The following is a 14784-nucleotide window of genomic DNA, read 5'->3' on the forward strand; positions in this document are numbered from 1 at the left end:
TCCCAACCTCACAAACCCTTAAAAATCAGCTATAATGCCCAACTATTTGATTTTCGCTTATCCCATATTGAAATGGCACAAAAAATTCAATCTGTAAAAGGTATGAACGACCTTTTACCTGTCGAACAAAAAGATTTCAAACTGACGGCTGCGTTTTGGCAGGCGTTTGAAGATACGGTCGGCCGTTGGACACGCGCTTACGGCTATCAGCAAATCCGTACGCCGATTGTCGAGCAAACCGGTTTGTTTGTCCGCTCCATCGGCGAGGAAACCGATGTGGTCGGCAAGGAAATGTACACCTTCTCCGATTCAAACGATTCTTTGAGTTTGAGCTTGCGTCCTGAAGGTACGGCTTCTTGTTTGCGTGCGGTGGTCGAACACAACCTTCTCTACAACAGCCCGCAAAAGCTGTGGTATATGGGGCCGATGTTCCGTCGCGAGCGTCCGCAAAAAGGCCGTTATCGTCAGTTCCATCAAGTCGGTATCGAGGCTTTGGGTTTTGAAGGGCCGGATATTGATGCGGAAATCATCGCGATGTCTGCCGACTTATGGGAAAAATTGGGTATTCGCGAATACCTGACTTTGGAAATCAACAGCTTGGGCAACCGTGAGGAACGTGCGGCACACCGTGCTGCATTGGTTGAATATTTGACCCGCTATGAAGCGCAACTGGACGAAGACAGCAAACGCCGTCTGAAAACCAATCCTTTACGCGTTTTGGATACGAAAAACCCTGATTTGCAGGAAATCTGCAACGCGGCGCCGCGTCTGGTAGATTACTTGGGCGAGGCTTCGCAAAACCACTATGCACGCTTCAAGGCGATGTTGGATGGTTTGGGTATTCAATATATTGAAAATCCGCGCTTGGTCCGCGGTTTGGATTATTATAATCAGACGGTTTTTGAGTGGACGACCGACAAACTCGGCGCGCAGGCGACTGTGTGCGGTGGTGGCCGTTACGACGGTTTGATTGAAGAGCTTGGCGGTAAACCTGCGCCGTCTATCGGCTTTGCGATGGGTATTGAGCGCCTGCTGCTTTTGGTGAGCGAATACGGCTCTCTGGAAGTGAACGCCGCGCCTGATGTCTATGCAATGCACCAAGGCGAAGGTGCGGACTTGCAGGTGATGAAATACGCGCAAGCCTTGCGCGCTCAAGGTTTCAATGTAATGCAGCATTCCGGCTATCAAAGCCTGAAGGCGCAAATGAAAAAAGCAGACAACAGTGGCGCACGCTTTGCCCTGATTGTAGCTCAGGATGAGCTGGTAAACGGTACGGTTACCCTGAAAGATATGCAGGGCAAACGCGAACAACAAACCGTTGCCGCCGCTGATTTGACAGACACTTTACAACAATGGAAGAACGCATAAATGGCAGCCCATTTGGAAGAACAACAAGAGTTAGACAACTTTAAATATTTTTGGAAAAAAACCGGCCGTTGGATCTTTGCCTTGCTGATTGTGGCGGCTTTGGGGTATTTGGGTTACACCATTTACCAAGGCCAAAAAGCTTCAAAAGATCAGGAAGCCGCCGCCGTATTGGCGCAAATGGTGGAAAAGGCGCAGCAAAAAACCGACCAAAAAGCCATCAACGCCGATTTGGCCGAATTGCAAAAAAACTATCCTGATTCCATTTCGACAGCCCAAGCTACTTTGATGGTAGCAGCAACCGAGTTTGATGCCGGCCGTTATGATGTGGCGGAAGGTCATTTGAATTGGGTGCTGAAAAACCAAAATGCACCGCTGGTTCAAGCTTTGGCAGCCCAGCGTTTGGGCGTTGTCCTGTTGCAGCAAAAAAAATACGATGCCGCCATCAATGCCCTGAATACTCAGGTTGAGGCTGATTTCGAGCCTTTGATGCTGGAAACTAAAGGCGATGTTTACGTTGCCCAAAATAAAACCAAAGAAGCCGTACAAAGTTACGAAGCTGCTTTGAGCAAAATGCCGCAAACCGCAGTAGGCCGCGAATTGCTACAAATGAAAATCGACAGCTTGAAATAAGTTTGTTTGAAATCAAGGCCGTCTGAAGTTGCAATGACTTTTCAGACGGCCTACACTTATCCTTATCAACCGTGTTTTTAAAACACCTGCTTGTGTTCCGCTCCCGTTTTTAGGCGGCACTTGACACAGAAAGACTCAATCATGAAACCAACCATCGCGCTTGTCGGCCGCCCCAATGTCGGCAAATCTACTTTATTCAACCGTTTGACGCGCACCAAAGACGCGCTCGTGCATGACCTGCCCGGCCTGACGCGTGACCGACATTACGGTCATGGCAAAGTCGGCAGCAAACCTTATTTGGTCATCGATACCGGCGGCTTTGAGCCGGTTGTGGACAGTGGCATTTTGCACGAAATGGCAAAACAAACCTTGCAGGCTGTCGATGAAGCCGATGCAGTGGTGTTTTTGGTGGACGGCCGCACCGGTTTGACGCCGCAAGACAAAATCATTGCCGACCGTTTGCGCCAAAGCCCGCGTCCTGTTTATTTGGCCGTGAATAAAGGCGAGGGCGGCAATAGGGCCGTACTTGCCTCCGAGTTCTACGAACTTGCTTTGGGCGACCCTTATGTTATTTCAGGTGCGCATGGCGATGGTGTGTATTATCTGATTGAAGATATTTTGGAAACCTTCCCCGAGCCTGAAAAGGAAGAGGAAGAAGCGAAACATCCTGTTTTTGCTGTAATCGGCCGTCCAAATGTCGGTAAATCGACCTTGGTAAACGCTATTCTCGGCGAAGAGCGCGTGATTGCCTTCGATATGGCAGGCACAACACGCGACAGTATCCATATCGATTTTGAACGTGAAGGCAAACCGTTTACCATCATCGATACCGCAGGTGTGCGCCGTCGCGGCAAAGTGGATGAAGCGGTGGAAAAATTCTCCGTTATCAAAGCCATGCAGGCGGTTGAAGCGGCAAATGTTGCTGTTTTGGTATTGGACGCGCAACAAGATATCGCCGACCAAGATGCGACGATTGCAGGTTTCGCTTTGGAAGCAGGCCGTGCCTTGGTGGTGGCGGTCAATAAATGGGACGGCATCAGCGAAGAGCGCCGCGAGCAAGTGAAACGCGATATCAACCGCAAACTGTATTTCCTTGATTTTGCTAAGTTCCACTTTATTTCTGCGTTGAAAGAGCGCGGTATAGACGGTTTGTTTGAAAGTATTCAGGCTGCCTACAATGCGGCGATGATTAAGATGCCGACGCCGAAAATCACGCGCGTATTGCAAAGCGCGATCGAGCGTCAACAGCCGCCGCGTGCTGGCTTGGTGCGTCCGAAAATGCGCTATGCCCACCAAGGCGGCATGAATCCGCCGGTAATTGTGGTACACGGCAATTCGCTGCACGCCATTTCCGACAGCTACACACGCTATTTGACCCAAACGTTCCGCAAAGCCTTCAATCTGCAAGGTACGCCGCTCAGAATTCAATACAATGTTTCGGAAAACCCGTATGAAAATGCGGAAGACAAACCGAAGAAAAAACCGCTGCGCCGTGTCAGCTTGAGCAACCGTATTGAGAAACGCGAAGGCCGCAAGGAAGAGAAAAACCGCTTCAAGAAGAAAACCAAAGTCAGCGTGAAAAAACAATTCAGCAAATAAACACAAAGGCCGTCTGAACAATTTCAGACGGCCTTTTTATAATGAAAAACAGATTGTTAGAGCTTCATGGCATATTTTTGATAGGGTTTGTCGAATTTAAAAAAACATCAAATTTGAATTGGGGATTGTTGTGAATATGGAAATGAAACAGTCGGTTTGACGTGAAGTTCCCTTATTGCTGGATTCCTAAACGGTGTGATAGAAAAAAATAGTTGGTAATTTATCCTATTCGGGGCTACAATCCCATCAAACGCCGATTTTGGCGTCTTTACAATCATAATAATGGAGCTCAAGAATATGACAGCTAAAGGACAAATGTTACAAGATCCTTTTTTGAATGCGTTGCGTAAAGAGCACGTTCCGGTTTCAATCTACTTGGTAAACGGCATCAAGCTGCAAGGCCAAGTGGAATCATTCGACCAGTACGTTGTTCTGCTGCGTAATACTTCCGTCACTCAAATGGTTTACAAACACGCTATCTCAACAATCGTTCCTGCACGCGCAGTCAGCCTGCAACACGAAAACAAACAACCCCAAGCCGCTGCCGCAGCTGCTCCGGTTCAAGTTGAGACAGTGCAACAACCTGCCGAATAAATGATGTAACGCATTCCTGTTTTTCAATACCTTACCGCTTTTGCGGTAGGGTATTTTTATTTTCAGACGACCTTTATCATGCTGCTTGAGAACATTCTTCCCTTTGCCCACTCCTTGTTACGACAAGCCTTAAAAGCAGGCGGCCGCGCTTTGGATGCGACGGCCGGAAACGGGCATGATACTTTGCTGTTGGCGCAGTCGGTTGGAGAGACGGGTAGGGTGTGGGCGTTTGATGTGCAATCCAAAGCACTGGAGCAGACTCAAGGCCGTCTGAAAGAAAATGGCGTAGATGGTTGGGTAGCCCTGATACATGACGGTCATGAAAACGTTTTATCTTATATCGACGAGTCTTTAGATGCCGCAGTATTTAATTTCGGTTGGCTGCCGGGGGGCGATAAAAGCTGTACGACTGAGGCGACAAGCAGCATCCGTGCGCTGACGGATACTTTGGGTTTGCTGAAAGAGGGCGGGCTGGCCGTAGCGGTATTGTATCCGGGACATGAAGCCGGCCGAATAGAGGCTGAAGCGATTGTGCAATGGGCGGAAACTTTGCCGCAGGAAGCATTTGCCGTGTTACGCTATGGCTTTGTCAACCGCCGCAATGCGCCTCCCTATCTGCTGGCGATTGAAAAGTTGCGTCAGAAATAGATGTTTGCGGTAAAATAGCTGCTTTGTTTTTCAACCCTCAACATAAGAAACTGCCATGCAATATCTGTTTGTAAAATACAGCCATCAGATTTTCGTTGCCATTACCATCCTGTTGTTCAACATCCGTTTTTTCCTGCTCTGGCGTCATCCTGAGAAGCCGTTGGCTGGCATTTGGAAAGCCATGCCACATTTGAACGACACCATGTTGCTGTTTACCGGCTTGTGGCTGATGAAGATTACCCATTTTTCGCCGTTCAATGCGCCGTGGCTCGGCATGAAAATCCTGCTGTTGCTGGTTTATATTGTGTTGGGCATGATTATGATGCGTTCGCGTCCGCGTTCGCCAAAATTCTATATCGTCTATGTTTTAGCCATGTCGTGTGTTGCCACGATTGTTTTCCTTGCCAAAACCAAAACGCTGCCGTTTTAAAAGAGGCCGTCTGAAATGTATCCGCATTTTGCCGTTATCGCTTTGGGTAGCAATCTCGCCAATCCTGCCGAACAGGTTCGCGCCGCTTTGGCTGAATTGGCCGCGCATCCACATATTCGGCTCGAAAAGGCTTCTTCCCTGTATCTGACTGCGCCGGTTGGCTATGATGATCAGCCCGATTTTGTGAACGCCGTTTGTGCGGTGAGAACTTCATTGGACGGCGTAGCGTTGTTGGCAGAGTTAAACCGCATCGAGGCCGAATTTGGGCGCGAACGTACCTTCCGTAATGCGCCGCGCACTTTGGATTTGGATATTATTGATTTTGACGGTATCCGCAGCGATGACCCGCATCTGACCTTGCCGCATCCGCGCGCGCATGAGCGCAGTTTCGTTATGTTGCCTTTGGCCGAAATCCTTCCGGATTTCGAGTTGGGCGAGTATGGCCGTGCGGCTGATTTGGCTCAGGCTTTGGGCGGGCAGGGTATTCTCCTGTTGAAAGAATAAGGGCCGTCTGAAAAACGGACTAAAACAAGAAAGGGCGTGTTGGACACGCCTTTTTTGCTATAAAATATTGTTGGGAAACACATTACAAAGAGTTACTATGAATCCTCGTTATATTGTTGTCGAAGGCGCCATCGGTAGCGGCAAGACCGCTTTGAGCCGCCGCTTGGCAGAGCATTTCAGCGCGTTGCTGTTGTCGGAGAATCCGGATCATAATCCGTTTCTTATGAAGTTTTACAGTAATGTTTCCAATAATGGTTTGGCTGCCGAGCTTTTCTTCCTGACGCGCCGCGCTGAAAGCGTGAATATTATTGAAGACCAATGTGCGCAAGGCGGAATGGTTGTGGCTGACTTTTTATTGGAAAAAGACCGTATTTTTACGCCTATCGTTTTGAATAATGACGAGCAGCAGCTTTTTGCCGATATGAAGCAACGTATTTTGCCGCAATACGCGGAACCCGATGTGGTGATTTATCTGCAAACCGCCGTCGAAAACAACCGCAAACGCCTGCAAAAACGTCACGAAGGCATTATCAGCTTGTTTCCCTGAAGGCTATTTGGGACGGGTGCATGACGAATACAGTCATTTCTTCCATTTGTATCAAAGCGCGCCTTTGCTGACCGTCAATGCTGATGAGTTGGATTTGGCCGGCAATGACGACCACTTCCAGCTTTTGTTGCGCGCATTGGAAGATTTTCAAGGTACGCGCAGTTATTTGAATTTAAGCGAAAAATAAACGAAGGCTAGGTTTAGGCCGTCTGAAAGGAATAATATGTCAAAATATCAATTCACACTCCCATCTTCTTCCGGCAGCGATTTTAACTCCGCCGAACATTTGCCGTTGGTTGTCTATTTTTATCCTAAAGACAGTACTCCCGGCTGTACCACCGAAGGCTTGGATTTCAATGCCCGATTGGAGCAATTCAAAGCATTGGGCTATACCGTTGTCGGCATTTCGCGCGACGGTGTCAAATCGCATCAGAATTTCTGCACTAAACAAGGCTTCCAGTTTGAATTGTTGAGCGACAAAGAAGAAACCGTCTGCAAGCTGTTTGACGTGATCAAGCTGAAAAAGCTTTACGGCAAAGAATCCCTCGGCATCGAGCGCAGCACCTTTGTGCTGGACGAAAACGGCGAAATCGCTCATGAATGGCGCAAAGTCAAAGTGGCCGGACACGCGCAGGAAGTGTTGGATACAATTTCTCAAGTCTCTTGATAGGGCTTTGAAAACCTAAGGCCGTCTGAACGGATGTAAAGTCATGCCGTTCAGACGGCCTTTCAATACAGTTTGATGAATATGGACGATTTAATAGACAAGCTGCTTGAATCCCTTTGGCTGCAAGACAGGCTCAGCCACAATACGCTGCAAAGTTACCGCCGTGATTTGGTCAAAGTCGCCGCGCGGTTGGCCGAGGGCGGGCAGGATTGGTTGAGTGCCGATGAGTTTGCCCTGTCTGATGCCGTGTATGCGGAAGGGGAAAAAAACACGTCCCAAGCGCGGGCATTGTCGGCTTGCAAGCGTATGTACGGCTGGTTGGAAGAAACAGGCCAAAGAGCAGACAATCCCACCCGTTTTCTCAAGGCGCCGAAATCGGAACGCAAACTGCCCACGCTGATTACCGAAGCTCAAATCGACGCGCTGCTGGCTGCACCGGATGTGGAAACGCCGCATGGACTGCGCGACAAAGCCTTGCTTGAAGTCATGTATGCAACAGGTTTGCGCGTGACCGAAGCCGTCAAATTGACGCTCAGCGATATCGATTTACATCGCGGCAGTATCCGTACCATAGGCAAGGGCAACAAATTGCGTCTGGTTCCGCTGGGTCAGGAAGCGGCATATTGGGTGGAACGCTATTGCAACGAATCGCGCCCGTTGTTGCTGAAAAACAAAATCTGCGACGAAGTGTTTGTCAGCCAGAAACGCAGCGGCATCAGCCGTCAACTTGCATGGATGATAGTCAAAGAATATGCCGAAGCGGCCGGTATTGCTTCGCTCAGTCCGCACGGTTTGCGCCATGCTTTTGCCACGCATTTGGTTAATCACGGCGTCGATTTGCGTTCGGTCCAGATGATGTTGGGACATTCCGATATCAACACCACACAGATTTATACCCATGTTGCTAATATTCGTTTGAAAAACATGGTCGATGAACACCATTCCCGTTCATGAATAGAGGCGGCATTTCGAAGATGCCGCCTTTTGTTATCGTGGCCGTCTGAACGGTTATAAAGTTTACTATTTATAAAATAACAATCAAAATACAAATTTACATAGAAAAATTTCAAAACAAAAGGACAATGCCAATATTGCAATGCAAACCGTTTTTATTTATATTTACGTTCAAGAATAAATCCTACTCTCAATTACAGAGGGTAACAAAATTATTGGAGCACATCATGTTTGTCTGCATCTGCAACGCCATTACTGACCACGACATCAAAGAGACCATCGCCGCCGGTGCAACCACCATGAGCGATTTGCAGGCTCAATTGGGCGTGGCGACTTGTTGCGGTTGCTGCGGCGAATTGGCTGCATCGTTTTTGACTGCAAGCAGCGCCCAAAATACCGTGACTGCAGGTATTAACGTTCAGTCTTAATTTCAGAATACACACAAAGGCCGTCTGAAGGCGTTGTTTCGCGCCTGTTCAGACGGCCTTTGTCATGCCTGTATAGTTTAGCGGCATTTTGCTATACAATGGCCGCTTTTGTCCCTCCGAGAGTAACCGCCATGAAACTGACCTTGATGTTTCGGGAATATTGCAGCCTGTGCCACAAAATGCGCGAACAATTAAAGCCTTATCAGGAGCAGTTTGGATTTGAGCTAGATATTGTCGATGTTGATGCTGATCCGGTTTTAGAAGAAAAGTACAATGAGCTGGTGCCAGTTTTGCTGGATGGCGATACTGAAATTTGCCATTGGTTTTTGGACGAAGAAAAACTGAAAGCGCATTTGAGCGCATAACAAACCGTTGACCATATTATCTTTCAGACGGCCTTCGGTTGTTCATGCCGTCTGAACATTGATTTTATTATGACTGAAAAACTTTCTCCCGATGCGCTGATTGAAGCGGCGCTGTTGACGCAAGTCGAACCCTTAAACGAAAAAGCCATGCGAGAATTGTGCGTGCCGCCATTGTCGCAAGACAAGTTGATTGATGTGTTGGCGCAACTGAAGGCCCGTTGGCAGGGCAGGGCTTTGCAACTGGTGCATACCCATGAGGGCTGGCGTTTCCAAATCGCCCAAGCTGCCTTTGAACGACTGGGCAGCCTGCAAGAGCAGCGCGCGCCGCGTTATTCCCGCGCCGTGATGGAAACGCTGGCGATTATTGCCTATCAGCAGCCGGTAACGCGTGGCGATATCGAAGGCATACGCGGCGTAGCGGTGTCGCAAAATGTCATGCAAACCTTGCAGGATAGGGGCTGGATTGAAGTCATCGGCCACCGTGATTCTGTCGGCCGTCCGGCTTTGTGGGCGACAACAGCAACATTCCTAAGCGATTTGCGTTTGGAAAGTTTGGAAGAATTGCCGCCGCTGACTGAATTGGGCGAGCTGGTGTTGCCTGATTTGATGGAAACGCCGCCGACAGGCGATGAGGAAGCTGAAGAAGCAGTAGAATCAGGAAGCAGACTGATTAACTGATTTGAATGTAAAGGCCGTCTGAAACAATCGTGTTTCAGACGGCCTTTATGTTAGTTATTCTAGCGTTTTATAGCATTAAATGAACGCTTTATATCATTGAATAAGCCAGCCAGGGTAACAATATGGCGTGGTGCGTTTAGCAGTTTCTTAAAAAATAATTTGTTTAAAATAAATATCTTAGATAAACCATAAGAAAAATCTGATTTAAACTATAAAAAATCTTAGTTATAATCAGCTTATCTAAAGCTATTCCGCATAGTTGCGGGTAATTTACTAAGGAATACTGCAATGCTGTTGGCACTTTCTTTGCGTGATTTTGTCATTGTTGAAAACCTGAATCTTGATTTTCAAAACGGCTTTACCGTATTGACGGGCGAGACCGGCGCAGGCAAATCGATTACTCTGGATGCGATTGGCCTGTTGTTGGGCGATAAAGCCGATTACAGTCAAGTGCGAAGCGGCGCCAAAGAAGCGCAGTTGTCGGCTTTGTTCGATATCAGCGGTTTGCCTGAACTGAAAGCGCAGCTGCAGGAGCAAGGCCTTTTGGAAGAAGATGCCGAAGAGCTCAGCATCCGCCGTATTATCGATGCCAAGGGTAAAAGTCGCAGTTATATCAATAATCAGGTAGCAACATTGGCGCAGCTGAAAGCTATTGGCGAGCAGTTAATCGATATTCACGGCCAAAATGCCCATCATTCGTTGAATCAAGAGTCTGCGCAACGCGAGTTGTTAGACGCATTTGCTGGCAGCAAAGAGCAGGCAGAAACGGTCAAACAGCTTTATCAAAATTGGGTCAATGCGAAAAAAGCCCTGCAAGAAGCGCAAGAGCAGGCAGAAACCATGGCCATCGAACGCGAGCGTTTGGAATGGCAGTTTAATGAATTGAACCAATTGGAGCTCAAACCCAACGAATGGGAAACCTTAAGCCAAAGCCACGACAGCCTGGCGCATTCGGCCGAGTTGCTGCAAACCGCCGAGCAGGTGAGCGACAGTATAGACGGAGACAACGGCATCCAACGTCAAATCTACCAATGCCAAAAACTGCTGGGCAATCTGCAAAACATTGAGCCGCGCTTTGCCGAAAGTCTGAATATGCTGGCAAGTATTGAAGCTGAGTTGGGTGAAATCAGTGCCAATATGCGTGATGTGGCCGGTCGCAGCGACATCGATCCTAATGAATTAGCCGCACAAGAAAGCCGTATGGGCGAATTGATGAGCATGGCGCGCAAATACCGCATTGAGCCGGAAGAGTTGCCGCAAAAGTTGGCAGAAATTGACGAGCGCCTGCAAAACCTGCACGCGGCTGCCGATTTGGAAGCCTTGGAAAATACAGTCGCACGCAATCTTGCCGAATACCACGAAGCCGCGCATATTCTCTCCGCCATGCGTCATCAGGCGGCTGGTCGTTTGGGCGAAGAGACCACCGAGCATATGCAACATTTGGCCATGAAGGGCGCACGTTTTGACATCGTCTTGTTGCCGTCTTCGCCGACCGCACATGGTCTGGAGCAGGTACAATTCCAAGTGGCGGCGAATAAAGGCAATCCGTCCCGACCTTTGAATAAAGTGGCTTCCGGCGGCGAATTGGCGCGTATCAGCTTGGCTTTGCAAGTGGTTGCCAGCCAATACACGCAAGTGCCGACATTGATTTTCGACGAAGTGGATACCGGTATTGGTGGCGGCGTCGCCGAAATGGTCGGTAAAGCTTTGCGTGCCTTAGGTAAAAAACATCAAGTCTTGGCGGTAACCCATCTTCCTCAAGTCGCCTCTTGCGGTGAAAACCATTGGCAGGTCCGCAAGCATAGCGAAGGGGAGCAAACCGTCAGCGAAATCAGCGTGTTGAACCATCATCAGCGCATTGAGGAAATCGCGCGTATGCTGGGTGGCGAAATTATTACTGATACTACACGCAGCCATGCCGCCGAACTCTTGCATTTGGCAGCCGCCTAAAAGCCTCAAGGCCGTCTGAAAATAGGATTCAGACGGCCTTTTCTATATTTTGCCACCTTTTCAGGCAGGCAGAATACAAGGTATGATTATATCGTCTATTTACAAGGAAATTTTGATGAAAGTCCTGTTTATCGCCGATCCAATGGCAAGTTTTAAAACCTATAAAGACACTACTTACGCCATGATGCGTGAAATGGCAAAGCGCGGTTGGCAGCTTTTTCATACCTTGAGCGGAGAATTGTCCGTCCGTGAAGGCTTGGTGGTGGCTCAGGCGGCGGCATTTGAGTTTGTCGGCGCGAAGAACGATGACGATCATGAATGGTTTAAAGCAGAGGCAAAAGTTCAGACGGCCTTGAAAGATTTCGATGCGGTCATTATGCGCACTGATCCGCCGTTTGATATGCAATATCTGTACGCAACCCAGTTTTTGACGTTGGCACAGCAGCAGGGTGCAAAAGTATTTAACAGCGGACAAGCAATGCGCGATTTCAATGAGAAATTGGCGATTTTGAACTTCAGCCAGTTTACCGCGCCCACTTTGGTTACCACACGTTCCGCCGATGTCCGTGCCTTTTTGAAAGAACACGGCGACATCATCATCAAACCGTTGGACGGCATGGGCGGTATGGGCATTTTCCGCCTGACCGAATCCGACCCCAATATCGGCAGTATCCTTGAAACCCTGATGCAGCTTGATTCACGCACCATCATGGCACAACGCTATATTCCTGAAATCGTACATGGCGACAAGCGCATTTTGATTATCGGCGGGGAAGTTGTTCCGTATGCTTTGGCGCGTATTCCGCAAAACGGTGAAACGCGCGGCAACTTGGCTGCCGGCGGTCGCGGCGTGGCACAGGAATTGAGCGAGCGCGACCGTGAAATTGCAGAAACCCTTGCGCCTGAATTGAAACGCCGCGGCATCTTGCTTGCCGGTTTGGATGTCATCGGCAGCAACCTGACCGAAGTCAATGTAACCAGCCCGACCGGCTTCCAAGAGATCATGAAGCAAAAAGATTTCGACGTTGCTGCCATGTTCGCAGATGCCGTGGCATCTTGGGTAAAACAATAAATCCAAAGGCCGTCTGAAAATTGACCCGACCGTTTTCTTTTCAGACGGCATTCTAATGTTGAGTATATGATGAAACCATCTTCCTATGCTTCTGAGAAAAAAGGCAAAAGCGGCATCAAGCGCATTATCAACGCGTTTGGTTATTCCAAAGACGGACTGGCTGCCGCGTATCGTTATGAAAGCGCATTTCGCCAAGTTTTTTGGTTGAACCTGATTTTAATTGTCTTGGCGTTGTTTCTTGATTTCGGCTCGGTCACCAAAATGGTGCTTGTTGTCGCATCGTTTATTTCATTGATTACCGAATTGTTTAATACCGCCGTCGAGGCAGCCGTTGACCATACCTCTACTGAAAAACACGAGCTGGCCAAGCGTGCCAAAGATGCCGGTTCGGCCACGCAACTGATGGCTTTGTTCATGTTATTTATTGTTTGGATTATTGCATTAACTGCTTAAAAATGTGGTAATATGGTAATTCGTTAGGATTAGATAGTATTAATTAATCTATATCAAAGTTTTCAGACGGCCTTTGGTTGTAAGATGAAGACTGTATATCCCAGCCATTTGGCAAACACAAGGAGCAAAACATGAAAAAATTAATGGCAACCCTGATTCTGGCAGGCTTGGCAACTTCCGTATCTGCAGCCGGTATCCATATTGAAGACGGTTGGGCACGTGCCACTGTCGAAGGTATGAAAATGGGTGGCGCATTCATGAAAATCCAAAACGATGAAGCCAAACAAGACTTCTTGGTAGGCGGCAGCAGCCCTGTTGCAGAACGCGTTGAAGTACACACCCATATTAACGACAACGGCGTTATGCGTATGCGCGAAGTTAAAGGCGGCGTGCCTTTGGCTGCAAAAGGCGTAACCGAGCTGAAACCAGGCAGCTACCACGTTATGTTCATGGGTCTGAAAAAACCGCTGAAAGAAGGCGAAAAAGTACCTGTAACCCTGAAATTCAAAAACGCGAAATCTCAAACTGTCGAGCTGGAAGTGAAAACTGCACCACAATCCGGCATGGATCACGGTCACGGCCATGGTCACGGTGGCGCGCATCAGCACTAATTGCTTGAATTTGCATATAAAGGCCGTCTGAAAGTCATTGGGCTTTCAGACGGCCTTTTCTGTCGTTAAATCAAAATGTGCTAAAATCAAGCTTTAAAAAATATATTTGAAACCCACATTCCCCTCATGAATACTACCAACACACCAACAAACATCATCGTCGGCCTTTCCGGCGGCGTCGATTCATCCGTTACCGCAGCCCTGCTCAAACAGCAAGGCCATCAAATCAGTGGCGTGTTCATGCAGAACTGGGAAGATGACGACAACGACGAATATTGCAGCATCAAACAAGATTCCTTTGATGCTATTGCCGTTGCCGATATCATCGGAATCGATATCGACATCGTCAATTTTGCTGCGCAATATAAAGACAACGTATTTGCCTATTTCCTCAAAGAATACAGCGCGGGCCGCACGCCAAATCCGGATGTCTTGTGCAATGCTGAAATTAAATTCAAATGCTTTTTGGACTATGCCATAGAGCAGGGTGCCGATACCATTGCCACCGGGCACTATGCCCGCAAAGAAGTTCGCAACGGAGTGCATTACCTGCTCAAAGGCTTGGATCAAAACAAAGACCAAAGCTATTTCCTGTACCGCCTCAAACCTTTCCAACTCGAGCGCGCAATTTTCCCATTGGGCGAGTTGGAAAAACCTGAAGTCCGCCGTCTTGCCGAAGAATTCAAATTACCGACCGCAACCAAAAAAGACAGTACCGGTATTTGCTTTATCGGCGAACGCCCGTTCCGCGAATTTCTGCAAAAATACCTGCCGACCAATAATGGCAAAATGGTTACCCCTGGAGGCAAAGTAGTCGGCGAACACGTCGGCCTGATGTTTTACACGCTGGGCCAACGCAAAGGCTTGGGTATCGGCGGCGCAGGCGAGCCATGGTTTGTTGCGGCCAAGGATTTGACCAAAAACGAACTGATTGTCGTCCAAGGTCATGACCATCCTTTGCTTTATACACAAAGCCTGATTATGAACGATTTGAGTTTCACATTGCCGGAACGTCCGAAAGAAGGCCGCTATACCTGCAAAACGCGCTACCGCATGGCTGACGCGCCTTGTACGTTGCGTTACTTGGATGATAAAACCATCGAGCTTGTTTTTGACGAGCCGCAATGGGCGGTAACTCCCGGACAGTCAGCGGTACTGTACGACGGCGATGTGTGCTTGGGCGGCGGTATCATCATGTCCACCGACAAGCCTGTCATTATTACTGCTTAATAAAAGGGCCGTCTGAAAACGAAGCGGCAGATTGAATAAAGCCTTTCAGACGGCCT

The 14784-nt window shown here is 48.5% G+C and carries 17 protein-coding genes and 1 pseudogene; all 18 read left to right on the plus strand.

What is annotated here, in order from left to right; all coding sequences use genetic code 11:
* Positions 1–72 precede the first annotated feature (72 nt).
* The 18 genes and pseudogenes from hisS to mnmA all read left to right on the plus strand — a co-directional run bounded on the left by hisS (position 73) and on the right by mnmA (position 14728).
* Positions 73–1368, plus strand: a complete 1296-nt coding sequence (gene hisS, locus HMPREF3139_RS07380; RefSeq protein WP_070461514.1) for a histidine--tRNA ligase — start codon at positions 73–75, stop codon at positions 1366–1368.
* A complete protein-coding gene (locus tag HMPREF3139_RS07385) occupies positions 1369–1998 on the plus strand; it encodes a YfgM family protein (RefSeq protein WP_070461416.1) in 630 nt (209 codons plus the stop codon). It begins immediately after the preceding gene.
* A gap of 141 nt (positions 1999–2139) precedes the next feature.
* Positions 2140–3597, plus strand: coding sequence for a ribosome biogenesis GTPase Der (gene der / locus HMPREF3139_RS07390; protein ID WP_070461417.1), 1458 nt, complete (start codon positions 2140–2142; stop codon positions 3595–3597).
* 297 nt (positions 3598–3894) lie between these two features.
* Positions 3895–4191, plus strand: coding sequence for an RNA chaperone Hfq (gene hfq, locus HMPREF3139_RS07395; protein ID WP_036493792.1), 297 nt, complete (start codon positions 3895–3897; stop codon positions 4189–4191).
* Between the two features lie 78 nt (positions 4192–4269).
* Positions 4270–4839, plus strand: coding sequence for a tRNA 5-(aminomethyl)-2-thiouridylate-methyltransferase MnmM (locus HMPREF3139_RS07400; RefSeq protein WP_070461418.1), 570 nt, complete (start codon positions 4270–4272; stop codon positions 4837–4839).
* 55 nt (positions 4840–4894) lie between these two features.
* The gene (locus HMPREF3139_RS07405; RefSeq protein ID WP_003681989.1) at positions 4895–5269 is read left to right on the plus strand and encodes a SirB2 family protein; all 375 of its coding nucleotides are present in this window, start codon (positions 4895–4897) and stop codon (positions 5267–5269) included.
* Between the two features lie 15 nt (positions 5270–5284).
* On the plus strand, positions 5285–5773 hold the full coding sequence (folK, locus tag HMPREF3139_RS07410; protein WP_070461419.1) for a 2-amino-4-hydroxy-6-hydroxymethyldihydropteridine diphosphokinase: 489 nt from the start codon (positions 5285–5287) through the stop codon (positions 5771–5773).
* 97 nt (positions 5774–5870) lie between these two features.
* Positions 5871–6507 (plus strand): annotated as a pseudogene (locus HMPREF3139_RS07415) (deoxynucleoside kinase).
* 36 nt (positions 6508–6543) lie between these two features.
* Positions 6544–6987 (plus strand): peroxiredoxin, encoded by a 444-nt coding sequence (locus HMPREF3139_RS07420; protein WP_049335498.1) that lies wholly within the window; start codon positions 6544–6546, stop codon positions 6985–6987.
* Between the two features lie 81 nt (positions 6988–7068).
* Positions 7069–7941 carry a site-specific tyrosine recombinase XerD gene (gene xerD, locus HMPREF3139_RS07425; protein WP_049335500.1) on the plus strand — a complete coding sequence of 291 codons (873 nt, stop codon included), beginning with the start codon at positions 7069–7071 and terminating at the stop codon, positions 7939–7941.
* A 227-nt stretch (positions 7942–8168) separates the two neighbouring features.
* The gene (locus HMPREF3139_RS07430) at positions 8169–8369 is read left to right on the plus strand and encodes a (2Fe-2S)-binding protein (RefSeq protein WP_003681978.1); all 201 of its coding nucleotides are present in this window, start codon (positions 8169–8171) and stop codon (positions 8367–8369) included.
* Positions 8370–8500: 131 nt separating this feature from the next.
* The gene (locus HMPREF3139_RS07435) at positions 8501–8734 is read left to right on the plus strand and encodes a glutaredoxin family protein (protein ID WP_070461515.1); all 234 of its coding nucleotides are present in this window, start codon (positions 8501–8503) and stop codon (positions 8732–8734) included.
* Between the two features lie 69 nt (positions 8735–8803).
* On the plus strand, positions 8804–9412 hold the full coding sequence (locus tag HMPREF3139_RS07440; protein WP_004519443.1) for an SMC-Scp complex subunit ScpB: 609 nt from the start codon (positions 8804–8806) through the stop codon (positions 9410–9412).
* 288 nt (positions 9413–9700) lie between these two features.
* Entirely contained in the window at positions 9701–11362 is a 1662-nt protein-coding gene (gene recN, locus HMPREF3139_RS07445; RefSeq protein ID WP_070461420.1) for a DNA repair protein RecN, read from the plus strand.
* A 115-nt stretch (positions 11363–11477) separates the two neighbouring features.
* A complete protein-coding gene (gshB, locus tag HMPREF3139_RS07450; protein ID WP_070461421.1) occupies positions 11478–12434 on the plus strand; it encodes a glutathione synthase in 957 nt (318 codons plus the stop codon).
* Between the two features lie 69 nt (positions 12435–12503).
* A complete protein-coding gene (locus HMPREF3139_RS07455; protein WP_070461422.1) occupies positions 12504–12887 on the plus strand; it encodes a diacylglycerol kinase in 384 nt (127 codons plus the stop codon).
* Between the two features lie 131 nt (positions 12888–13018).
* On the plus strand, positions 13019–13498 hold the full coding sequence (locus HMPREF3139_RS07460; protein ID WP_070461423.1) for a copper chaperone PCu(A)C: 480 nt from the start codon (positions 13019–13021) through the stop codon (positions 13496–13498).
* A 126-nt stretch (positions 13499–13624) separates the two neighbouring features.
* Positions 13625–14728 (plus strand): tRNA 2-thiouridine(34) synthase MnmA, encoded by a 1104-nt coding sequence (mnmA, locus tag HMPREF3139_RS07465; protein ID WP_070461424.1) that lies wholly within the window; start codon positions 13625–13627, stop codon positions 14726–14728.
* Positions 14729–14784 lie beyond the last annotated feature (56 nt).

The sequence above is a fragment of the Neisseria sp. HMSC15G01 genome (assembly GCF_001808255.1).
Classification (GTDB): Bacteria; Pseudomonadota; Gammaproteobacteria; order Burkholderiales; family Neisseriaceae; genus Neisseria; species Neisseria subflava_A.

Bases quoted from the DNA above. Each gene is read 5' to 3' on its own strand.
- hisS (WP_070461514.1), top strand. From the start codon at position 73: ATGGCACAAAAAATTCAATCTGTAAAAGGTATGAACGACCTTTTACCT.
- HMPREF3139_RS07385 (WP_070461416.1), top strand. From the start codon at position 1,369: ATGGCAGCCCATTTGGAAGAACAACAAGAGTTAGACAACTTTAAATAT.
- der (WP_070461417.1), top strand. From the start codon at position 2,140: ATGAAACCAACCATCGCGCTTGTCGGCCGCCCCAATGTCGGCAAATCT.
- hfq (WP_036493792.1), top strand. From the start codon at position 3,895: ATGACAGCTAAAGGACAAATGTTACAAGATCCTTTTTTGAATGCGTTG.
- HMPREF3139_RS07400 (WP_070461418.1), top strand. From the start codon at position 4,270: ATGCTGCTTGAGAACATTCTTCCCTTTGCCCACTCCTTGTTACGACAA.
- HMPREF3139_RS07405 (WP_003681989.1), top strand. From the start codon at position 4,895: ATGCAATATCTGTTTGTAAAATACAGCCATCAGATTTTCGTTGCCATT.
- folK (WP_070461419.1), top strand. From the start codon at position 5,285: ATGTATCCGCATTTTGCCGTTATCGCTTTGGGTAGCAATCTCGCCAAT.
- HMPREF3139_RS07420 (WP_049335498.1), top strand. From the start codon at position 6,544: ATGTCAAAATATCAATTCACACTCCCATCTTCTTCCGGCAGCGATTTT.
- xerD (WP_049335500.1), top strand. From the start codon at position 7,069: ATGGACGATTTAATAGACAAGCTGCTTGAATCCCTTTGGCTGCAAGAC.
- HMPREF3139_RS07430 (WP_003681978.1), top strand. From the start codon at position 8,169: ATGTTTGTCTGCATCTGCAACGCCATTACTGACCACGACATCAAAGAG.
- HMPREF3139_RS07435 (WP_070461515.1), top strand. From the start codon at position 8,501: ATGAAACTGACCTTGATGTTTCGGGAATATTGCAGCCTGTGCCACAAA.
- HMPREF3139_RS07440 (WP_004519443.1), top strand. From the start codon at position 8,804: ATGACTGAAAAACTTTCTCCCGATGCGCTGATTGAAGCGGCGCTGTTG.
- recN (WP_070461420.1), top strand. From the start codon at position 9,701: ATGCTGTTGGCACTTTCTTTGCGTGATTTTGTCATTGTTGAAAACCTG.
- gshB (WP_070461421.1), top strand. From the start codon at position 11,478: ATGAAAGTCCTGTTTATCGCCGATCCAATGGCAAGTTTTAAAACCTAT.
- HMPREF3139_RS07455 (WP_070461422.1), top strand. From the start codon at position 12,504: ATGAAACCATCTTCCTATGCTTCTGAGAAAAAAGGCAAAAGCGGCATC.
- HMPREF3139_RS07460 (WP_070461423.1), top strand. From the start codon at position 13,019: ATGAAAAAATTAATGGCAACCCTGATTCTGGCAGGCTTGGCAACTTCC.
- mnmA (WP_070461424.1), top strand. From the start codon at position 13,625: ATGAATACTACCAACACACCAACAAACATCATCGTCGGCCTTTCCGGC.